Here is a 21,122-nt window from a genome sequence, read left to right on the forward strand (position 1 = left end):
CCATTGTGGACCCTCGCGCCGACACTCCCGGCCAGCGCCCCTCTTCCGCCCCTGGCGAACGCCCTGTCTGCGCGGGACACGAACACGCCCCCCGCGCGTTGCACCACAATGGGGGACGCCACACGAACCCCGACATCGACGACGGGAAGGACCCGAGCGCATGGCCAACCCGGCCCCCGCATCCGCCTCCACCGGAGGACATGGCGCTGCCATCGCCATCACCGAGCACCGCCTGGCCAACGGCCTGCGCGTCGTCCTCTCCGAGGACCACCTCACCCCGGTCGCCGCGGTCTGCCTCTGGTACGACGTGGGCTCCCGCCACGAGGTCAAGGGCCGCACCGGCCTCGCCCACCTCTTCGAGCACCTCATGTTCCAGGGCTCCGCCAACGTCTCCAACAACGGGCACTTCGAGCTCGTCCAGGGCGCCGGCGGCTCGCTCAACGGCACCACCAGCTTCGAGCGCACCAACTACTTCGAGACCATGCCCGCCCACCAGCTGGAGCTCGCCCTCTGGCTGGAGGCCGACCGCATGGGCTCGCTGCTCGCCGCCCTCGACGAGACGTCCATGGAGAACCAGCGCGACGTCGTCAAGAACGAGCGCCGCCAGCGCTACGACAACGTCCCCTACGGCACCGCCTTCGAGAAGCTCACCGCGCTCTCGTTCCCCGACGGCCACCCGTACCACCACACCCCGATCGGCTCCATGGCCGACCTCGACGCCGCCACCCTCGACGACGCCCGCGCGTTCTTCCGCACCTACTACGCGCCCAACAACGCCGTCCTCACCGTCGTCGGCGACATCGACCCCGAGCAGACCATCGCCTGGGTCGAGAAGTACTTCGGCAGCATCCCCGCCCACGACGGCAAGCAGCCGCCGCGCTCCGGCGAACTCCCCGACACCATCGGCAGCGAACTGCGCGAGCACGTCCGCGAGGACGTCCCCTCCCGCGCCCTGATGGCCGCCTACCGCCTCCCGCACGACGGCACCCGCGACGCCGACGCCGCCGACCTCGCCCTCACCATCCTCGGCAGCGGCGAGTCCAGCCGCCTCTACAACCGGCTCGTCCGCCGCGACCGCACCGCCGTCGCCGCCGGCTTCGGCCTGCTCCGCCTCGCTGGCGCCCCCAGCCTCGGCTGGCTCGACGTCAAGACCTCCGGCGACGCCACCATCGAGCAGATCGACGCCGCCGTCGACGAGGAACTCGCCCGCTTCGCCGCCGAAGGCCCCACCCCCGAGGAACTCGAACGGGCCCAGGCCCAGATCGAGCGCGAATGGCTCGACCGGCTCACCACCGTTGCCGGCCGCGCCGACGAACTCTGCCGCTACGCCGTCCTGTTCGGTGACCCCAAGCTTCTCAACGACGCCCTCCCCAAGGTCCTCGACATCACCGCCGAGGAGGTCCAGGCCGTCGCCAAGGCCCGGCTCCACCCCGACAACCGGGCCGTCCTCGTCTACGAGCCCACCACGGCCGACGACACCGACGCCCCCGCCGCCACCGATGAGGAGGGTGCCGCCGCATGAGCACCGACTACGTCCCCGCCATGACGTTCCACCCCCAGCCCGAGCCCGGCACCCCCGGCCCCTGGGCCTTCCCCGCCCCCGAGCGCGCCGCCCTCGGCAACGGCATCACCGTCCTGCACTGCCACCGGCCCGGCCAGCAGCTCGTCGCCGTCGAGGTCCTCCTCGACGCCCCGCTCGCCGCCGAACCCGACGGCCTCGACGGCATCGCCGCCATCCTCGCCCGCGCCCTCAGCGAAGGCACCGACACCCTCACCGCCGAGGAGTACGCCGCCGAACTCGAACGCGCCGGCGCCACCCTCGACGCCCACGCCGACCACCCCTGCATCCGCGTCTCCCTGGAGGTCCCCGCCTCCCGCCTGCAGCGCGGCCTCTCGTTGCTCGCCGACGCCCTGCGCGCCCCCGCCCTCCCCGAGGACGAGATCGAGCGCCTCGTCGCCAACCGCCTCGACGAGATCGTCCACGAGCAGGCCAACCCCGCCCGGCGCGCCGCCAAGGCCCTCTACGCCGAGCTCTTCGACGGCGCCGACCGCCTCTCCCGGCCCCGCAGCGGCACCGCCGACACGGTCAAGGCCATCGACCGGGCCGCCGTCAAGGCCTTCTACGACGCCCACGTGCGCCCCGCCACCGCCACCGTCGTCGTGGTCGGCGACCTCACCGGCACCGACCTGCCCGCCCTCCTGGAGAGCACCCTCGGCACCTGGACCGGCAACACCGCCGAACCCTCCGCCCACGCCCCCGTCACCGCCGACGACCGCGGCCGCGTCGTCATCGTCGACCGCCCCGGCTCCGTCCAGACCCAACTCCTCATCGGCCGCATCGGCCCCGACCGCCACGACCCCGTCTGGGCCGCCCAGATCCTCGGCACCTACTGCCTCGGCGGCACCCTCACCTCCCGCCTCGACCGCGTCCTGCGCGAGGAGAAGGGCTACACCTACGGCGTCCGCTCCTTCGCCCAGCCGCTGCGCTCCGCCGCCGACGGCAGCGGCCGCTCGCTGCTCGCCATCAGCGGCTCGGTGGACACCGCCTCCACCGCCCCGGCGCTCGCCGACACCTGGACCATCCTGCGCACCCTCGCCGCCGAGGGCCTCACCGACGCCGAGCGCGACGAGGCCGTTCAGTTCCTGGTCGGCGTCGCACCGCTGAAGTACGAGACCGCGGGCTCGGTCGCCGGCACCCTGGCCGACCAGGTCGAGCAGTACCTCGCGGACGACTACCAGGCCGAGGTCTACCGGCAGCTCGCCGAACTGCCCACCGCCGCCGCCACCGAGGCCGTCGTCGCCGCCTTCCCGCCGGACCGCCTGGTCACCGTGCTGGTCGGCGACGCCGCCGTCATCGCCGACGACGTGCGGGCCCTCGGCATCGGCGAGGTCACCGTCGTCAGCTGACCCGGCGTTTCCCGTACGGCCCGGTGGAGCACCCGCTCCGCCGGGCCGTCGCGTTGTTAAATCCGTTGCGGGCCAGCGGCGTTCCGTGGATAGATATCCCCGGCACACACGAACGACGACGAACGACGACGAACGAAGGGAGGCGGTCACCATGCGGGTCGAGCGAGCCATACGCCGACGCTCCCCGAGGCCGTCCTCCCCCTGTGCCCAGGGCGCCTGAGCCCCACCCCCGAACTTCCCCGAGCCGCACCGGGCTTCTTCGCGCGGCACCCCCTTCCCCGAACCACCCGACCGCTGGAGGTCGTTCGACCATGACGTACACCGAGGTGCCCGGAATCCGGGTCCCGATCCGGATGTGGACCGACCCGGCCACCGTCGAGGGCCAGGCCCTGCAGCAGCTGCGCAACATCAGCTCCCTGCCCTGGCTGCACGGCCTCGCCGTGATGCCCGACGTCCACCTGGGCAAGGGTGCGACCGTCGGCTCCGTCATCGCTATGAAGGGCGCCGTCTGCCCGGCGGCGGTCGGTGTCGACATCGGCTGCGGAATGAGCGCGGTGAAGACCTCCCTCACCGCCGAGGACCTCCCCGACGACCTGTCCCGCCTCCGCTCCAAGATCGAGCAGGCCATCCCGGTTGGCGCTGGCGTTCACACAGAACCGGTTGACCCGACGAAGCTCTACGGCTTTCAGGCGGCTGGCTGGAACGGCTTCTGGCAGCGCTTTGAGAGGGTCGCTCCGGCGGTGCATTGGCGGCGTGAGCGGGCCATGCAGCAGATAGGAACGCTCGGGCGCGGCAACCACTTTTCGGAAGTGTGCCTAGATGGGACCGGTTTTGTTTGGTTGATGTTGCATTCTGGATCGCGCAATATCGGCAAGGAACTAGCCGAGCACCACATGGAGGTGGCACGGTCTCTTCCTCACAACCAGGGTCTTATCGACCGGGACCTCGCGGTCTTCATCGCGGAGACCCCGCAGATGGCTGCTTACCGACAGGACCTCTTCTGGGCCCAGGAGTACGCCAAGAACAATCGCGCGGTGATGATGGCGCTGTTCCAGGACGTTGTCCGTCGCGAGTTCACCAAGGCGAAGGTCACCTTCGACGAGGTCATCAGCTGCCACCACAACTACGTGGCGGAGGAGACGTACGACGGTGTCGACCTGCTCGTGACCCGCAAGGGCGCGATCAGGGCCGGCACGGGCGACTACGGGATCATCCCGGGGTCCATGGGCACCGGCTCCTACATCGTCCGCGGTCTCGGCAACGAGGCGGCGTTCAACTCGGCCTCGCACGGCGCCGGCCGCAAGATGAGCCGTAGCGCCGCGAAGAAGCGGTTCTCCACGCAGGACCTGGTGGAGCAGACCAAGGGTGTGGAGTGCCGCAAGGACAGCGGTGTCGTGGACGAGATCCCGGGCGCCTACAAGTCCATCGAAAAGGTCATCGAGCAGCAGAAGGACCTCGTCGAGGTGGTCGCCCACCTCAAGCAGGTCGTCTGCGTCAAGGGCTGATCAACGTCGACAGGGGTGCCGCCACACCGTGGCGGCACCCCTGTCGGGTTGGTCGAGTCGGCTCAGGCCGCGGCCGGGAGCTCGTCGAGGCCTTCCTGGACGAGCTTGGCGAGGCGGTCGAGCGCGTCGTCGGCGTTCTCGGCGTCGGAGGCGAGGACGACCTCGTCGCCGCCCTGGGCGCCGAGGGCGAGCAGGCCGAGCATGGAGGCGGCGTTGACGGGGTTGCCGCCGGGCTTGGCGATGGTGATCGGCACGCCGGTGGCCGTGACGGCCCGGACGAAGACGGAGGCGGGACGGGCGTGCAGGCCCTCGGCCCAACCGATGGTGACGCGGCGCTCAGCCATGAGACGTGCCTTTCCGGTGAAGCTGGTTACGGCCGTGCTCGGTGAAGCGGCCATGTTGTCTAGACCAGTGTTGCACGCAGGCGGTCCCTGCGAGCCGCTGCGTTCGGGACTTGTGATTGTTTCTTTTCGGGGCATAAGGCCCGGCCGGCGGCCCTGCCCACCCTGCAGCCAGTGTGCACCCGGCGCCATTCGGCTCACTGCCGGATAACCTGACGAATGTGGACGACTCCGCAGTGGCGCAGCCCGAGCAGGACCCCGGTGACCGGCGGGAATCCGGACCGGATTACCCCCAGCACTGGGAGGCCGACATCCTGCTGCGGGACGGCGGTACGGCCCGCATCCGGCCGATCACGCCGGAGGACGCGGAGCGTCTGGTGGAGTTCTACGCACAGGTGTCGGACCAGTCCAAGTACTTCCGTTTCTTCGCCCCCTACCCCCGGTTGTCGGAGAAGGACGTCCGCCGTTTCACCCACCACGACTTCGTGGACCGGGTGGCGCTGGCGGTGGTGGTCCGGGACCGTTTCATCGCGACCGTCCGCTACGACCGGATCGACGCGCAGGGCCGTCCGTCCGAGGCCGGGACGGACGCCGAGGTGGCGTTCCTGGTGCAGGACGCCCATCAGGGCCGCGGGGTGGCGTCGGCGCTGCTGGAGCACATCGCGGCGGTGGCGCAGGAGCGCGGGATCCGCCGGTTCCAGGCGGAGGTGCTGCCGGAGAACCGGAAGATGGTGAAGGTCTTCACCGATGCCGGTTACACGCAGCGCCGCAGTTTCACCGACGGTGTGGTGCACCTGGAGTTCGATCTTGAGCAGACGGACCGTTCGCTGGCGGTGATGCGGGCGCGCGAGCACCGGGCGGAGGCGAAGTCGGTGCAGCGGCTGCTGACCCCGCGGTCGGTGGCGGTGATCGGGGTGTCGCGCAACCCGCAGACGGTGGGCCGGGCGATCCTGCGGGACCTGCTGGGCAGTGCCGACGACACGCGCCCGGTGTACGCGGTGAACCGCAACGCCCCGCCGGGCACCGAGCTGGACGGCGTCCCGGTGCACCGTTCGGTTCTGGACATTCCGGGGCCGGTGGATCTCGCGGTGATCGCCGTCCCGGAGGGGGCCGTCCCGGCGGCGGTCGCCGAGTGCGGTGCGCACGGGGTGCAGGGCCTGGTGGTGGTGACCGCCGGGTACGCGGAGACCGGCCCGGAGGGCCGGGACCGCCAGCGCGCGCTGGTGCGCCAGGCGCGGGCGGCGGGGATGCGGGTGATCGGCCCGAACGCCTTCGGCCTGATCAACACCGATCCGGACCGCCCGTTGAACGCCTCGCTGGCTCCGCAGCTGCCGCGCCGGGGCGGGTTCGGGATCTTCTGCCAGTCCGGTGCGATCGGGGTGGCCCTGCTGGAGTCGGCGCACCGCAGGGGCCTGGGAGTTTCCTCCTTCGCCTCGGTGGGCAACCGGTCGGACGTCTCCGGGAACGACTTCCTGCAGTACTGGGCGGAGGACGAGGCCACCGAGGTGGTGCTGCTCTACCTGGAGTCCTTCGGCAACCCGCGCAAGTTCACCCGGATCGCGCGCCGGCTGGCCGCGGTGAAGCCGGTCGTGGTGGTGAAGGGCGCCCGGCACACCGGCAGCCTGCCGCCGGGCCACGCGGTGCCGGCGACCGCGACGGGGCTGCGCGACGCGACGGTGGACGCGCTGTTCGAGCAGGCGGGCGTGATCAGGGTGGAGACGATCACCGAGCTGTACGACACCGGGGAGCTGCTGGCCCTGCAACCGCTGCCGCCGGGGGACCGGGTCGCGGTGGTCGGCAACTCGGACTCGCTGGGCCTGCTGACCTACGACGCCTGCCTGAGCGCGGGCCTGCGGCCGCGCACCCCGGTGGACCTGACCACGGCCGCGACGGGCGAGAACTTCCGGATCGCGCTGGACGTGGCGCTGGCCGATCCGGCGGTGGACGCGGTGATCGCGGTGGCGATCCCGCCGATCGGCACGTCCGCGCACGCCTTCATGGGCGGCCGGCTGACCGGCCCGGACGATCCGGAGATGGGTTCGGACGATCCGGAGATCGCCGACGCACTGCTCGAAGCCAGCCGAAGGGCAAGGGAGTTGGGCAAGCCGCTGGTGCTCGCCCATCTGGCGTTGACCGATCTGCCGGTCCGGCTGCGCCCGGGGGGCGTGCCGGCGTTCGCGGCGCCGGAGCGGGCGGTGCGGGCGCTGGCGCACGCGGTGCACTACGCGCAGTGGCGGCGCCGGACGGCCGAGGCGGAGGAGACGGCCCGGGTGCCCGAGCTGGACCGGATCGACGAGCCGGGCGCCCGCGCGCTGGTCGAGGCGGCGTTGAGCACCCGGACGGCGATTGCCGCGCGGACGCAGCCGGGCGGCGCCCGGATCACCCTGCCGGACGCCGGGGCCCGCGAGCTGCTGGCCCGCTACGGCATCGACGTCTTCCCGGCGCTGCCGGCCCCGGACGAGGAGGCGGCCGTGCGGGCCGCGGCGACGCTCGGCTACCCGGTGGCGTTGAAGGCCACCGCCCCGCATCTGCGCCACCGCCCGGACCTGGGCAGCGTGCGGCTGGATCTGACCGGCGAGCCCGGGCTGCGCCGGGCGCACCGCGAGCTGGACGCGCTGCTGGGCGGTGCGGCGCAGGCGGAGCTGGTGGTGCAGCGGATGGCGCCGCGCGGGGTGGACACCGTGATCGGTGCCACGGTGGATCCGGCGGTCGGCGCGATCCTGTCGTTCGGCCTGGCCGGGGCGCCCGCCGAGCTGCTGGGCGATGTGGCGCACCGGTTGGTCCCGGCGACCGACCAGGAGGTGGCCGGGCTGGTCCGGGAGGTGCGCGCGGCGCCCCTGCTGTTCGGTTGGCGGGGCGCGGAGGCGGTGGACACCGACGCGCTGGAGGAGTTGCTGCTGCGGGTGTCGCAGTTGGTGGACGACGTGCCGGAGATCGCCTCGGTGGATCTCGAACCGGTGGTCGTGGCCCCGTACGGGCTGGCGATCCTGGGGGCGCGGGTGCGGATCGCGCCGCTGCCCGTCCGCAGCGATCTGGGCCCGCGCGCGATGAGCACCCTGTAACCTTCCTTGGTTGCGCCTGCCTGTGGGCGCTGTTGTCCGAAGCTCGGCGCCGTGCCGCCCGCTTCGTCGGCGGACCATGCCAGGATGGAGTTATGGCGAAGACCGGTACCACCAGCACTCAGGACCTGCGCTCGGCGATCGAGCGCAGCGGTTACTACCCGGCCCTGGTGTCCGAGGCGGTCGAGGCCGCGGTGGGCCCGGAGCCGATCAGCTCCTACCTGGTGCACCAGGAGACGACCTTCGACGCCAACGAGGTGCGTCGGCACGTGACGGTGCTGGTGCTGACCCCGACGCGGTTCGTGGTGAGCCACACCGATGAGCAGTCGGGGGACGCGGGCAGCCCGGCGGTGCCGTTCGCGACGACGTCGACGGAGAGTGTCCGGCTGGACCGGATCGGTTCGGTCGTGCTGAGCCGGATGGTCGCGAACCCGGAGACGTACACGCCGGGGACGCTGCCGCGCGAGGTGGTGCTGACGATCGGCTGGGGTGCGGTGCAGCGGCTGGACCTGGAGCCCGCGGGCTGTTCGGATCCGAACTGCGAGGCTGACCACGGCTACACCGGTTCGGCGACGGCTGACGATCTCTCACTGCGGGTGAGCGAGGCCGGTGACGGCCCGGAGACGGTGGCCCAGGCGCTGGTGTTCGCCCGCGCTCTCTCCGACGCGACGATCAGCAACGGCCCGCGGGTCTGAGCGCCGCCGCCTTCGACTGCTACGAATCCGGTTTCATGTCCTTCGCACCCTCCGGCGGCTTCGACGCCTTCGAGATCCTCGACCCGGCCGCGGCTCCCGCGCCCCCGTACGGCAGTGGTTCGCTCTGCGACCTGTTGCCCTCGGTGGCGGCGGGCCTGGGCGTCCCGGGCTTCACCGCGACCCTGCCGATCGCCCCGGCGGACCGGGTGGTGGTGTTCCTGGTGGACGGCCTGGGCTGGGAGCTGCTGCTGCGGCACCCGGAGTACGCGCCGTTCCTGTCCTCGCTGGCCGGGAGTTCGATGGGTGGTTCGGGCCGCCCGCTGACCGCCGGTTTTCCGTCGACCACGGCGACTTCGCTGGCCTCGGTCGGCACCGGCACGCCGCCGGGGCTGCACGGCCTGGCCGGGTACACGGTCGCGGTGCCGGGCGCCGGTTATCTGATGAACCAGCTGCGTTGGCAGCCGCACACCGACCCGCACGTCTGGCAGCCGTACCCGACGGTCTTCGAGCGGACGGACGCCGCCGGGGTGGCGACCGCGCAGGTGTCCTCCCCGCTGTTCTCGCAGACGCCGCTGACCAGGGTGGCGCTGTCCGGCGGCACCTTCCTGGGCCGGACGACGGGCGAGGAGCGGATGGACCTGGCGGCCTCCTGGCTGGCCGAGCACGACCGGGCGCTGGTCTACACGTACGTCAGCGAGCTGGACGGTGCGGGCCACCGCTTCGGGGTGGACTCGGACGAGTGGCGGATGACCCTGGACGCGGTGGACCGGCTGGCCCGCCGGCTGGCCGAGCGGCTGCCGCCGCGTTCGGCGATGTACGTGACCGCTGACCACGGCATGATCGACATCGCGCCGGAGGACCGGATCGACTTCGACGAGGACTGGGAGCTGGGTGCCGGCGTGGCCCTGCTGGGCGGCGAGGGCCGGGCCCGGCACGTGTACGCGGTGCCCGGTGCGGCGGCCGACGTGTTCGCGGTCTGGAGCGAGGTCCTGGGCGACCGGATGTGGGTGGCCACCCGGGACCAGGCGATCGCGGCGGGCTGGTTCGGTCCGGCCGTGGACGAGCGGGTGTACGGGCGGATCGGCGACGTGGTGGCCGCGGCGCGGGACGACATCGCGATCACCGCCTCCCGCAACGAGCCGGGCGAGTCCGCGATGATCGGCCTGCACGGTTCGATGACCCCGGTCGAGCAGTTCGTGCCGCTGCTCGAAGTTCGCGGCTGAGCCGGGTCCTTGACTCTTCTGTGCCCGAACTCCCCTGATGTGAAAGGCCTTTGCTCCACCCATGGCTGAACTGGTGTTCTTCTCGGGCACGATGGACTGCGGCAAGTCGACGCTGGCGCTGCAGATGGACCACAACCACTCCGCCCGCGGCCGGCAGGGCCTCATCCTGACCCGCCACGACCGCGCTGGTGCGGCGACCATCTCCAGCCGGCTGGGCCTGCGGGCGGACGCGGTCGAGGTGACGGACGACTTCGACTTCCACGCGTACGTGGTGCACCGGCTCTCGGCGGGCGGCCGGGTGGACTACCTGATCTGCGACGAGGCGCAGTTCTTCGCCGCCGAGCAGGTCGACCAGTTGGCCCGGGTGGTGGACGAACTCGACATCGACGCCTACACGTTCGGGATCACCACGGATTTCCGCACCCGGCTGTTCCCCGGCTCCCAGCGGCTGATCGAGCTGGCGGACCGGGTGGAGGTGCTCCAGGTCGAGGCGCTGTGCTGGTGCGGTGCGCGGGCGACGCACAACGCCCGGACGGTGGGCGGGGTGATGGTGGTCGAGGGCGCCCAGGTGGTGGTCGGCGACATCTCGGTGAACGAGGACGAGGTCGGGTACGAGGTGCTCTGCCGCCGGCACCACCGCCGCCGGCTGACCGCCGCGACGGCCCGGGCCTCGGTGCTCTCGCCGGACGTGCTGCCCTTCGAGCAGCAGGTCTGAGTCCTGCTCCCGGGCGCGCTAACGGAGTTCCAGCACCGAGAAGTGCCCGCCCTGCGGGTCGGACAGCCGGGCGGCGCGGCCGCGGGCGGTGTCGTGCGGTTCGACCAGGACGCGGCCGCCGAGTCCGACGGCGTGCCGGGCGGTGGCGTCGGCGTCGCGGACGGCGAAGTGGACCCGCCAGCGGGGCGGATGGCCGCGCAGTTCGGCGCGGTGCCGGATGCCGGCGACCGGTCGCCCGTGCACGAGTAGCGTGGACTCGTCGTCGGCGTGCCGGACGGGGCGGTCGAGTACCGCGGTGTAGAAGGCGACGGCGCCGTCGGTGTCGGGGGTGAGCAGTTCGGTCCAGGCCGGTCCGCCGGGTTCGGGCCCGGCCTCCCGGCCGGTGTGCTCCTCGCCCTGCCAGAGGCCGAAGACGGCGCCGGAGACGTCGGCGGCGATGGCCATCCGCCCGGCGCGTTCGGCCTGGAGCGGCCCGACGGCCACGGTTCCGCCGCAGGCGCGCACCAGTTGGGCGGTGTGGTCGGCGTCGTCGACGGCGAAGTAGCTGGTCCACTGCACCGGGAAGCCGGTGGCGGTGGAGACGCCGAGGCCGGCGACCGGTGCCCCGTCGAGTTCGGCGCGGACGTAGGCGCCGAGCTGGCCGGGGCCCGGGGTGTAGGTCCAGCCGAGCAGGTCGGCGTAGAACACGCGGGCGCCGGCCAGGTCGTCGGTCAGCAGACTGACCCAGCAGGGGGTGCCCTGGGCCAGTCGGAGTTCCACCGCGGGCAATGCGGGCCCCCTCATGGGTGGTTGGCGCAACGGGTGGTTGGCGCACGGAAATCCTCGCGCGCGAGGGTGATGCTTCCACTCTGGCGCGCGTCGAACCCTCGGGCCGCGCGGAAATTCCGGCAAAGACCGCACAAAGAGCGGCGGGGTGGCGGCGCTGCGCGACAATGGCCGCCATGACCACCTACAACGACGGTTCCCCGCTGATCTCCGCGGCCGGGCTGGCGCAGGCGCTCGCCTCCGCGCTCCCGCCGGTGCTGTTGGACGTGCGCTACCGGCTGGTCGGTGCCGCGCAGTCCGGCCCGACCGCCGCCGAGGAGTACCGGGCCGGGCACCTGCCCGGCGCCCGCTTCGTCGACCTGGACCGGGACCTCGCGGCCCCGCCGGGCGCCCCAGGCCGGGGCGGCCGCCACCCGCTGCCGGACCCGGAGGAGTTCGGCGCGGCGATGCGCCGCCTGGGGGTGGACTCCGACCGCCCGGTGGTGGTGTACGACGGCGCGGCCTCGCTGGCGGCGGCCCGCGCCTGGTGGCTGCTGCGCTGGGCCGGGCACCGGGACGTCCGGGTGCTGGACGGCGGGTACGCGGCCTGGTCGGCGGCCGGACTGCCGGTGACGGCGGAGGTCCCGGCGCCGGCGGAGGGTCATTTCAAGCCGGTCCCGGGGCAGTTGCCCGTGGTGGACGCGGACGGTGCGGCGGCCTGGGCGCGCGGTGCGCTGCTGCTGGACGCCCGGGCGGGGGACCGCTACCGGGGCGAGAGCGAGCCGGTGGACCCGCGCGCCGGGCACATCCCGGGTGCGGTGTCGGCGCCGACGGCCGAGAACGTAGCGGCCGACGGGCGGTTCAGGTCGGCCGCGGAGCTGGCGGCGCGGTTCCGCGCGCTGGGCGCGGGTGAGCGGGAGACGGCGGTGTACTGCGGCTCGGGGGTGACGGCGGCGCACCAGATCCTGGCGCTGGAGGTGGCGGGCCTGCCGGCGACGCTGTACCCGGGGTCGTGGAGCGAGTGGTCGAGCGCCGAGGCCCGCCCGGTGGCGGTGACCGACCAGCCGGGCTGAGCCGGGGGCGGTCTGAGGCGGGATTTCCTGACGCGCACAGAGTGATGGGGGGCGCCGGCTCAGCCGGCGCCCCGCATCACTCTGCTTCTGCTACTCCTGCTTCTTGCGCCGGCTGCCGAAGACGATCTCGTCCCAGCTGGGCACGGTGGCCCGGCGGCCGGGCCGGACGCCGTCCGCCTCGGCCTGGCGGTCGGTGGTGCCGACCAGTCGTTCGCGGTGCGGGGCGACGGCCCGCGGCATCAGGATGTCGGCGTAGGCCGAGCCCGCGCCGACCGCCGGTGCGGCGGCCGCGGCCGCCTCCTCGCTCTCCTCGGCGACCTCTGCGGGCACCGGTTCGATCGGGGCGGGGCCGACGGCGAGGTCGCCGCGGAAGGCGGGGACCACGTCGAGCAGGCTGGTCAGGGAGTCCCTGGACTCGGCGGTGGCCTCGCGGGCGGACATGATGCGGTCGGCGGAGGGCCGGTCGATCATCGGGCGGGGCGGCCGGTCCTGGGGGAGCCGGGCGATCCGCGGGATGAACGGGAAGACCGACTCCTCCTCGCGCTCGACGTTCTCGCCGATCAGCGCGCGGGCCTCGTCGTCGTTGGGCTGGACCAGGCGCCGGGGCGGGTCGTACGTCCAGGAGGCGCTGCGGCCCTCGTCGTCGGCACGGTAGGCGAGGATGACCTCCCAGGTGCCGTCGTCGCGCCGCCAGGAGTCCCAGCGTTCGGTGTCCTTCTCGGCGCCGCGCAGCGCGAGCCGCTCGGCGACGGCCTCGCCGAGCTGGGGCCCGGTGGATTCGCCGTTGCGGCGGATGGCGGTCTTTCGGGCGCGTTCGGCCATGAAGGCGCGCTCGGCGAGGACCGGACCCTCGAAGCGGCGGACCCGGTCGACGGAGATGCCGGCGGCCTGGGCGACCTCCTCGGCGGAGGCACCGGCTCGTATCCGGGCCTGGATGTCCCGGGGCCGCAGATGGCTCTCGACTTCGATCTCGATCTGGCCGAGGCGCGGACGATCCCCACGGATGGCGGCGCGCAGCCGCTCGTCGATGGGAAGGGTGTACTCCGTGCTGTCGGCAGCCTTGAGCACCAGCCGTGTGCCGTCGTTGCTGACGGCCACAACCCGCAGTTCGGGCACGGTTACCTCCCGGGTGGTGCCTGCCGACGTCACCTGCGTCGCTGCTCCCGTACTGAGTGTGGCCTGCCCGCTCGCGACTGGCCACAACCTTGCTGAGTTCCCCGGCGTGTCGGGCGTACGCCCGGTCACGCCGCTGTGGCACGGTTGCCTTTTTGCCACGCCATCCGTCGACGTCGCGCCTGGGTGCCCCGGCCGTCCTCGCACGCGGAGTGTTCGCGACGGTCCGGGACGGGCGTCGCCGTGCGTGCCTGTTCCGTGGCTCTTCGTCAAGCTGCCGGTGTGGGCGCAGTCGACAAGTCGACCCAAGGCTCAGGCTTTACGAACAGTACTCCATTCGTGGCATCCGAAGGGGCGGCTCGCCGCTCAAGTCTCCCGCGATTCACGGGAATCTCAAGAGCGCATGCCCCCAACGGCGGACCACCGGCGGGTGAACGGTGATCATCTTCACATATATCGGGGTCGGAGAACCGCATTTTCGTCCCTTGTGTCCTTCTTTGGGCAAGATGGAGTGACTTGTTCGAGGAACAGTCGTACGGACCGAGGGATGTTGATGCCGGAGCGGAGCCCCGCCGAGGAGGGCGGCAAGAAGGAGCGCAAGCGGATCGATCTGAGCGTGGCTCAGGTCGCTGCGAGTGCGCTGGCCACGGTGGTGGGGGCGCTGCTCGCCTCCGAACTCGGCGTGTACGGAACGATCCTGGGTGCGGCGGTGGTCAGTGTCGGGGCCACCACCGGCGGTGCGGTGTTCCAGCACGTCTTCCGGCGCACCGGCGAGCAGCTGCGCGAGGCGGTGGTGGAGCGGGGGCCCGGCCACGCCGCGAACGGGCTGCGCCAGGTGCCGGAGCGTCCGGTGGAGCCGGCGCCGTCGGCGATCTCCTCGGAGTGGAACGAGCCGCAGGTGGTCCGGGCGCGTCGGCGGTGGACCTGGAAGACCTACGCGGCGGTGTCGGGGCTGGTGTTCGTGGTGGCGATGACGCCGATCCTGGCGTTCGAACTGGCCACCGGGCAGCCGGTGTCGGCGACGGTGAAGGGCGAGTCGGGCAACGGCACCTCCTTCGGCGGCGTGGTGAGCCCGAAGTCCTCCACCCCGCGGGAGACGCCGCCGACGGAGCGGCCCTCCACCGGCGGCGGGCGCGGCTCGGAGCCCTCGCCGTCCGGCGGTGCCTCGGCCCCGCCGACGACGCGGCCGAGCCGGGAGCCGAGCACCGGCCCGAGCGCGGGCCCGAGCGGTGGGGCCGGTGAGCACGGCGGAGGTACGGCCTCGCCCTCGGCGGGCCCGAGCGCGACGCCGTCGGCCGGTTCGTCACCGACCGCGGACGGCGGGAAGCCCTCCGGCACCTCCGGCGGGGCGAGCCCGCAGCCGCCGGTGCCGAGCAACGCCCCCGCCTCCGTGGCCCCGCCGCAGCCCGCGGCGCCGACCCAGGGCGCCACCCCGTGATCAGGCGCCGAGGACCCGGCGCAGGTAGTCGTTGCCGAACACGCGCTGCGGGTCGACCTCGTCGCGCAGGGCGGTGAAGTCGCCGAAGTGCGGGTAGGCGCCGGACAGGTACTCGGCGTCCCGGGTGTGCAGCTTGCCCCAGTGCGGGCGGCCCTGGTGGGCGCACATCAGCTGCTCGACGCCGGTGAAGTAGCCCTGGTCGGCGGTGCCCCGGTAGAGGTGGACGGCGATGTAGGCGCTGTCCCGGCCGGAGGCGGTGGAGAACCAGAGGTCGTCGGCGGGGGCGAAGCGCACCTCCACCGGGAAGCCGACCTTCCAGTCGGAGCGCTCGACCAGGGCCTTCAGCTCGCGCAGCACTCCGGCGACGGCCGCGCGCGGCACCGCGTACTCCATCTCCACGAAGCGCACCTTGCGCGGGCTGGTGAACACCCGGTGCGCCGTGTCGGTGTAGCTGCGGTCGGACCAGGCGCGGCTGGCCAGCGAGGCGATGGCGGGGATGCTGGCGGGGAAGCGCCGGCCGACCCGGCAGGCGCCCTCCCAGACGGTGTTGGAGAGGAAGCCGTCCTCCAGCCACTCCTTGAACCGGGGCAGCGGGGCGGCCGGGCCCTGGCTGCGGTTGTTGCGTTTGGTGGCGCAGCGGTCGGTGTGCGGGAACCAGTAGAACTCGAAGTGCTCGTTGACCGCGGTGAGGTCGTCCAGCCGTTCCAGCACCTCGTCGAAGGCCATCGGCTGTTCGTGCGCGGTGAGCAGGAAGGCCGGTTCGACGGCGAAGGTCAGCGCGGTGATCACGCCGAGGGCGCCGAGGCCGAGCCGGGCGCCCTGGAAGAGCCGGGGGTGCTCGGTGGGGGAGCAGCGCCGGACGCTGCCGTCGGCGAGGACGATCTCCAGGGCGCGGATCTGGGCGGCGAGCGAGCCGGAGTCGCGGCCGGTGCCGTGGGTGCCGGTGCTGGTGGCGCCGGCCACGGTCTGCACCTCGATGTCGCCCATGTTGGTGAGGGAGAGGCCCTCGGCGGCGAGGATCCGGTTGAGCCGGGCGAGCGGGAGGCCGGACTCGACGGTGATGGTGCCGGCCTCGCGGTCGATCTCGCGGACGGCGGTGAGCGCGTGCGGGCGGAGCAGGACGCCGTCGCCGGCGGAGGCGATCGAGGTGAAGGAGTGGCCGGAGCCGACGGCCTTGACGGTGCGGCCCTGTTCGGCGGCGCGCAGGATCTCCTTGGCCAGTTCCTCCGCGGTGCCGGGGGTGGCGGCCCGGGTGGGCCGGGCGCTCTGGTTCCCGGCCCAGTTGGTCCACCGGGTGGGGGTCGCGGTACTGGCCTGGGGCATGGCGCCGCCTCCTGCTCCGTGGCCGACCGGGGTCGGCGCGGTCCGGGGCGGTGGGGGCCGCCCTACCCACGGGTAGGCCCGCGGGTAGGGAGAGATTAGTCAGTTCACCGTTCGAGGTCTACGGTCTGTTCGGCTGCTTCGGCGGGCTCGTCGGCGGTCTGCTCGGAGGCGAGCCCGGCGCGCAGGCGGCCGAGCCCGGCGAGCGCGGTGACCACGCCGAAGACCCCGGCGGTCAGCGGCACCCAGTAGCCCGCGGCGGAGCCGGCGGCGTCCACCACCCAGCCGCCGGCGGAGGAGCCGACGGCGACGCCGAGGGCGAGCCCGGTGGTCGTCCAGGTCATGCCCTCGGTCAGCTGGGCGGCCGGGACGAGCCGTTCGACCAGGGCCATCGCGGTGATCAGGGTGGGGGAGATGGCGATGCCCGCGATCAGCAGCGCGCCGCCGACCGCGATCAGGCCGCCGACTCCGTGCACCGACTCGGCGACCAGCAGCAGTGGCGCCATGCTGAGCGCCATGAACAGGACACCGGCGAAGAAGCGGCCGGCCATCGAGCCGGTGAGCTTGAGGGTGCCGAAGACCACGCCGGCCAGGCAGGAGCCGAGCGCCCACAGCGCGAGGATCACGCTGGCGATGGACTTGTGCCCCTGGGTCTCGGAGTAGGCGACGGTGACGACCTCGACGGAGCCGAAGATCGCGCCGGTGGCGACGAAAGTGAGGATCAGCACCTGGAGGCCGCGGTTGAGGATCACCGAGCCGCCGACGTGCCGGGCGCCCGGGTGGACCGGCGGTTCGGTGGCGCGCTGCCCGGCGAACAGCAGGACGCCGACGGCGAGGAAGACCCCGGCGAGCAGGACGCCGGCCTCGGGGAAGACGGAGGTGGCCAGGCCGATCGAGAGGATCGGGCCGACGATGAAGCAGACCTCGTCGACGACGGCCTCGAAGGAGTACGCGGTGTGCAGCTTGGGGGCGTCGTCGCGGTACAGGTGGGCCCAGCGGGCGCGGACCATCGCGCCGGTGCTCGGCATGACGCCCATCCCGGCCGCGAAGACGAAGAGCGTCCAGTCCGGCGCCTTGAACCGGGCGCACAGCAGCAGGCCGACCACGGCGACGATGGTGAGCGCCATGGCCGGGACGATTATTCGGCGCTGCCCGTGCCGGTCCACCAGCCGGGAGACCTGCGGGCCGAGCAGCGCGGCGGAGATCGCCAGGGTCGCCGACACCAGGCCCGCCACCCCGTAGGAGCCTCTGAGCTGGGAGAGCATGGTCACGATGCCGATGCCGGTCATGGAGATCGGCAGCCGGGAGACGAAGCCGGTGGTGGAGAAGGCCAGACTGCCGGGGGAGGCGAATATCTGGCGGTAGCTGGACAGCACGGGAGCTCCGCGGGGGTAAGGAACGAGGCTGGTCAACACAGCTTACGTACCTTGGCAAACAGTATTTTCCGGACACCCTCGCAGCCCCGACGGGGGTCTCCGGCCCCTCAATGGCAGGATCGGTGCCATGTCCGACGCGCGCAAACCCTCACCGTCCGACGCCGCCCCGGCAGCGCCGCAGCCGTACGACGCCCTGCTGCTGCTCTCCTTCGGCGGGCCCGAGGCCCCCGAGGACGTCGTCCCGTTCCTGGAGAACGTGACCCGGGGCCGCGGCATCCCCAAGGAGCGGCTGAAGGAGGTCGGCAAGCACTACTTCCTGTTCGGCGGGGTCAGCCCGATCAACGAGCAGAACCGCGAACTGCTCGCCGCGCTGCGCAAGGACTTCGCCGAGCACGGCCTGGACCTGCCGGTCTACTGGGGCAACCGGAACTGGGCGCCCTACCTGGTGGACACCCTGCGCGAACTGGCCGCGGACGGCCACCGCCGCGTCGCCGTCCTCGCCACCAGCGCCTACGCCGGCTTCTCGGGCTGCCGCCAGTACCGGGAGAACCTGGCCGACGCGCTGGCCGCCCTCGCCGCCGAGGGCCTGCCCGAGCTGCGGGTCGACAAGCTGCGGCACTTCTACAACCACCCCGGCTTCGTCGAGCCGATGATCGACGCCACCCTGGCAGCCCTGGCGCGGCTGCCCGAGGACGTCCGGGCCGGCGCCCGGCTGGCGTTCACCACCCACTCCATCCCGGACACCATGGCCGAGACCTCCGGCGCCCCGGACGACCCGGCCCGCGGCCGCCCCGGCGGCGCGTACGTCGCCCAGCACCTGGACGTCGCCCGGCTGATCGCCGGGGCCGTCGCCGAACGCACCGGCGTCGCGGACCGGCCCTGGGAGCTGGTGTTCCAGAGCCGCAGCGGCGCCCCGCACACGCCGTGGCTGGAACCGGACATCTGCGACCACCTGGAGGCCCAGCACGCCGACGGCGCGCCCGCCGTGGTGATGGTCCCGATCGGCTTCGTCTCCGACCACATGGAGGTCAAGTACGACCTCGACACCGAGGCCGTCGCCAAGGCCGCCGAACTCGGCCTGCCGGTGGCCCGCGCCGCCACCGTCGGCGCCGACCCGCGGTTCACCGCCGCGGTGCGCGAACTGGTCCTGGAGCGGGCCGCCGCCGAGCGCGGCGAGCCGGTGAACCGCTGCGCCCTCGGCGCGCTCGGCCCCAGCCACGACGTGTGCGCGGTGGCCTGCTGCCCCAACCCGCGAGCCCCCCGCCCGGCCGCCGCCGAGCGCTGACCGCCCGTCCCGCTTTCCCGGAGGAGAGACCCGTGCCCACTCCCGCCCTGCCCGACGACCGGCTCCTCGACGACCTGCTGGAGGTCGCCCTGGACGCGGCCCGGCAGGCCGGCGCCCTGCTGCGTGACGGCCGGCCCGCCGACCTCGGCGTGGCCGGCACCAAGAGCAGCCCGGTCGACGTGGTGACCGAGATGGACCTCGCCTCCGAGAAGCTCGTCCTGGAACTGGTCACCGAGCGCCGCCCCGAGGACGGCTACCTCGGCGAGGAGGGCGCCGAGCGGCCCGGCACCAGCGGGGTGCGCTGGGTCGTCGACCCGCTCGACGGCACGGTCAACTACCTGTACGGGCTGCCCTCCTGGGCGGTCAGCGTGGCCGCCGAGCTGGACGGTCGGGCGGTCGTCGGCGTGGTGTACGCGCCGGCCCGCGGCGAGCTGTTCCACGCCGTCCTCGGGCGCGGCGCCCGGCTCGACGGCCGACCGCTCTCCACCCGCCCGGCCCCGCCGTGGGGCCAGGCGCTGATCGGCACCGGCTTCAACTACGTCCAGTCGGTGCGGACCCGCCAGGCCGAGGTGCTGCTGTCCCTGATGCCCGAGGTGCGGGACATCCGCCGGGGCGGGGCCGCCGCGGTGGACCTGTGCGACGTCGCCGCCGGGCGGCTGGACGGCTACTACGAGCGCGGCCTCGCCCCCTGGGACCGCGCGGCCGGCTGCCTGATCGCCGCCGAGGCCGGGGCCCTGGTCGGCGGCCGTCCCGGGCACGGCCCGGACGGCGAGCTGACCGTGGCCGCCGCGCCGGGCGTGTACCAGCCGTTGCAGGAGCGACTGGCCGCACTGCGCGCCTGGGCGGACTGAGGACACGCCCTGGGCCCTTGGACGGTCCTGGACAGCGAAGAGCCCTGGCATACGGGGGATGCCAGGGCCTGGGATTTTCGCACGACCCCCGCAGGGCCGCTGGTGCCGGAGGTCCGGCGTCGGGTCGGAAGGTCGGGTGGATCAGGCGGCGGTGCGGTGGCGCTCCAGCACGGTGTCCACGCCGTGCTCGGCGGCGAGCCGGCGGAGGTCGTCCAGCTCGGACTGCTCCACCTCGGCGAGGAACTCGTCCCCGGCCTCGATCGCGCGGTGCAGATCCTGCTCGGCGTTGGCTATGCGCTGCAGGATTCCGGCCTTGAAGGCGTCCATACGGGCCCCCTTACTGTGTCGGACGTGCACGGTCGTACGTTCTCCGCCCCGAGGAGGTGTGGCCAGCGGCAGCGCCCCGTCCGGCAGATCGTGAATCTCCGGTCGAGCGCGGAGACGGCCTTCGGCCGCTCCCGGTGACGTCCCAGCCCCAGGGCCGGCGCGGATGAACGCACGGCGGGTGGGTGCGATCGGCCAACAGCCAGATCGCGGGTGTGAAGCTGTCCTCCCCGCCGGGGAGATGGGGAAACCTTCCGGCCCGAGAAAGTTGCCTGTGTCACAGTCCAACCGGACTGGTCCCGACACGAACGGTCATCACCCGCTGCCAACGCTCCGTGCCTGAGCGGCAGCTTATCGCTGCTTTACCGGCGGACCAGGCAGGATGGGGGCACCGTCGGAGCCGCGCGTCCGCTTCCGGGGCCGGCCTGGAGAAGGGACAACGATCGTGCGGGTTCTCGTCGTCGAGGACGAGCAGCTGCTCGCCGAGGCTGTCGCCACCGGCCTGCGCCGCGAGGCGATGGCCGTCGACGTGGTGTACGACGGGGAGGCCGCGCTCCAGCGCATCGCGGTCAACGACTACGACGTCGTGGTCCTGGACCGCGACCTCCCGCTGGTCCACGGCGACGACGTCTGCCGCAAGGTGGTCGAACAGGGCCTGGCCACCCGGGTGATCATGCTGACCGCCTCCGGCGACATCAGCGACCGGGTCGAGGGCCTGGAGATCGGCGCGGACGACTACCTTCCGAAGCCGTTCGCCTTCAGCGAACTCGTCGCCCGGGTAAGGGCGCTGGGCCGCCGCGCGACCGTTCCGCTGCCCCCGGTGCTGGAGCGGGCCGGCATCTCGCTCGACCCGGGCCGCCGCGAGGTGATCCGCGAGGGCCGCACCGTCCAGCTCGCCCCCAAGGAGTTCGCCGTCCTGGAGGTGCTGATGCGGGCCGGCGGCGCCGTCGTCTCCGCCGAGCAGCTGCTGGAGAAGGCCTGGGACGAGCACACCGACCCGTTCACCAACGTCGTGCGCGTCACCGTGATGACGCTGCGCCGCAAGCTCGGTGACCCGCCGGTGATCATCACCGTCCCGGGCTCCGGCTACCGGATCTGACCGGATCTGACCGGACGCGCCGGACCACCTGACCGGATCCGAGCGGACCGGATC

Annotated in this window: 18 protein-coding genes; 12 read left to right on the plus strand and 6 right to left on the minus strand. The window is 73.0% G+C overall.

Annotated elements, in window-relative coordinates:
• Positions 1-160 precede the first annotated feature (160 nt).
• From ACIOGZ_RS33670 to ACIOGZ_RS33680, 3 genes are all read left to right on the plus strand, one after another.
• Positions 161-1,522 carry a pitrilysin family protein gene (locus tag ACIOGZ_RS33670; RefSeq protein WP_363584489.1) on the plus strand — a complete coding sequence of 454 codons (1,362 nt, stop codon included), beginning with the start codon at positions 161-163 and terminating at the stop codon, positions 1,520-1,522.
• Positions 1,523-1,542: 20 nt separating this feature from the next.
• Complete coding sequence (locus ACIOGZ_RS33675; RefSeq protein WP_400336211.1) at positions 1,543-2,907, plus strand: M16 family metallopeptidase; 1,365 nt, start codon at positions 1,543-1,545, stop codon at positions 2,905-2,907.
• A gap of 311 nt (positions 2,908-3,218) precedes the next feature.
• Positions 3,219-4,412, plus strand: coding sequence for an RtcB family protein (locus ACIOGZ_RS33680; protein ID WP_400988766.1), 1,194 nt, complete (start codon positions 3,219-3,221; stop codon positions 4,410-4,412).
• 62 nt (positions 4,413-4,474) lie between these two features.
• On the opposite strand, the gene ACIOGZ_RS33685 is transcribed toward ACIOGZ_RS33680, so the two are convergent.
• Positions 4,475-4,756, minus strand: coding sequence for an HPr family phosphocarrier protein (locus ACIOGZ_RS33685; RefSeq protein ID WP_360258304.1), 282 nt, complete (start codon positions 4,754-4,756; stop codon positions 4,475-4,477).
• A 233-nt stretch (positions 4,757-4,989) separates the two neighbouring features.
• Between ACIOGZ_RS33685 and ACIOGZ_RS33690 the strand changes: the two genes are divergently transcribed.
• From ACIOGZ_RS33690 to ACIOGZ_RS33705, 4 genes are all read left to right on the plus strand, one after another.
• Positions 4,990-7,815, plus strand: coding sequence for a GNAT family N-acetyltransferase (locus ACIOGZ_RS33690; protein ID WP_400988777.1), 2,826 nt, complete (start codon positions 4,990-4,992; stop codon positions 7,813-7,815).
• 92 nt (positions 7,816-7,907) lie between these two features.
• Positions 7,908-8,507, plus strand: a complete 600-nt coding sequence (locus ACIOGZ_RS33695) for a DUF5998 family protein (protein WP_063349374.1) — start codon at positions 7,908-7,910, stop codon at positions 8,505-8,507.
• A 35-nt stretch (positions 8,508-8,542) separates the two neighbouring features.
• Positions 8,543-9,730 (plus strand): nucleotide pyrophosphatase/phosphodiesterase family protein, encoded by a 1,188-nt coding sequence (locus ACIOGZ_RS33700; protein ID WP_363623254.1) that lies wholly within the window; start codon positions 8,543-8,545, stop codon positions 9,728-9,730.
• A 61-nt stretch (positions 9,731-9,791) separates the two neighbouring features.
• Positions 9,792-10,445, plus strand: coding sequence for a thymidine kinase (locus ACIOGZ_RS33705; protein ID WP_063349376.1), 654 nt, complete (start codon positions 9,792-9,794; stop codon positions 10,443-10,445).
• An 18-nt stretch (positions 10,446-10,463) separates the two neighbouring features.
• Here ACIOGZ_RS33705 and ACIOGZ_RS33710 read toward each other — a convergent pair whose 3' ends face one another.
• Entirely contained in the window at positions 10,464-11,204 is a 741-nt protein-coding gene (locus tag ACIOGZ_RS33710) for a VOC family protein (protein WP_363584481.1), read from the minus strand.
• 182 nt (positions 11,205-11,386) lie between these two features.
• Between ACIOGZ_RS33710 and ACIOGZ_RS33715 the strand changes: the two genes are divergently transcribed.
• The gene (locus tag ACIOGZ_RS33715; RefSeq protein ID WP_400988768.1) at positions 11,387-12,262 is read left to right on the plus strand and encodes a sulfurtransferase; all 876 of its coding nucleotides are present in this window, start codon (positions 11,387-11,389) and stop codon (positions 12,260-12,262) included.
• A 90-nt stretch (positions 12,263-12,352) separates the two neighbouring features.
• Here the strand turns inward: ACIOGZ_RS33715 and sepH are convergent, their stop codons facing one another.
• Positions 12,353-13,411 carry a septation protein SepH gene (sepH, locus tag ACIOGZ_RS33720; RefSeq protein WP_363584477.1) on the minus strand — a complete coding sequence of 353 codons (1,059 nt, stop codon included), beginning with the start codon at positions 13,409-13,411 and terminating at the stop codon, positions 12,353-12,355.
• Between the two features lie 517 nt (positions 13,412-13,928).
• Here sepH and ACIOGZ_RS33725 point away from each other — a divergent pair.
• The gene (locus ACIOGZ_RS33725; RefSeq protein WP_400988770.1) at positions 13,929-14,813 is read left to right on the plus strand and encodes a hypothetical protein; all 885 of its coding nucleotides are present in this window, start codon (positions 13,929-13,931) and stop codon (positions 14,811-14,813) included.
• On the opposite strand, the gene ACIOGZ_RS33730 is transcribed toward ACIOGZ_RS33725, so the two are convergent.
• Together ACIOGZ_RS33730 and ACIOGZ_RS33735 are read right to left on the minus strand one after the other, a co-directional pair.
• Entirely contained in the window at positions 14,814-16,136 is a 1,323-nt protein-coding gene (locus tag ACIOGZ_RS33730) for a D-arabinono-1,4-lactone oxidase (RefSeq protein ID WP_400988771.1), read from the minus strand.
• 104 nt (positions 16,137-16,240) lie between these two features.
• Positions 16,241-17,509, minus strand: coding sequence for an MFS transporter (locus tag ACIOGZ_RS33735; protein ID WP_363584471.1), 1,269 nt, complete (start codon positions 17,507-17,509; stop codon positions 16,241-16,243).
• 127 nt (positions 17,510-17,636) lie between these two features.
• On the opposite strand from ACIOGZ_RS33735, the gene ACIOGZ_RS33740 reads away from it, so the two are divergent.
• Both ACIOGZ_RS33740 and ACIOGZ_RS33745 read left to right on the plus strand, forming a co-directional pair.
• On the plus strand, positions 17,637-18,794 hold the full coding sequence (locus ACIOGZ_RS33740; protein WP_400808499.1) for a ferrochelatase: 1,158 nt from the start codon (positions 17,637-17,639) through the stop codon (positions 18,792-18,794).
• 32 nt (positions 18,795-18,826) lie between these two features.
• The gene (locus ACIOGZ_RS33745; protein ID WP_363584467.1) at positions 18,827-19,645 is read left to right on the plus strand and encodes an inositol monophosphatase family protein; all 819 of its coding nucleotides are present in this window, start codon (positions 18,827-18,829) and stop codon (positions 19,643-19,645) included.
• Between the two features lie 141 nt (positions 19,646-19,786).
• Here the strand turns inward: ACIOGZ_RS33745 and ACIOGZ_RS33750 are convergent, their stop codons facing one another.
• Positions 19,787-19,972, minus strand: a complete 186-nt coding sequence (locus ACIOGZ_RS33750) for a hypothetical protein (RefSeq protein ID WP_030057688.1) — start codon at positions 19,970-19,972, stop codon at positions 19,787-19,789.
• 442 nt (positions 19,973-20,414) lie between these two features.
• On the opposite strand from ACIOGZ_RS33750, the gene ACIOGZ_RS33755 reads away from it, so the two are divergent.
• Positions 20,415-21,068, plus strand: coding sequence for a response regulator transcription factor (locus ACIOGZ_RS33755; RefSeq protein WP_188296105.1), 654 nt, complete (start codon positions 20,415-20,417; stop codon positions 21,066-21,068).
• Positions 21,069-21,122 lie beyond the last annotated feature (54 nt).

The sequence above is a fragment of the Kitasatospora sp. NPDC088160 genome, from assembly GCF_044741445.1.
Lineage (GTDB): Bacteria > Actinomycetota > Actinomycetes > Streptomycetales > Streptomycetaceae > Kitasatospora.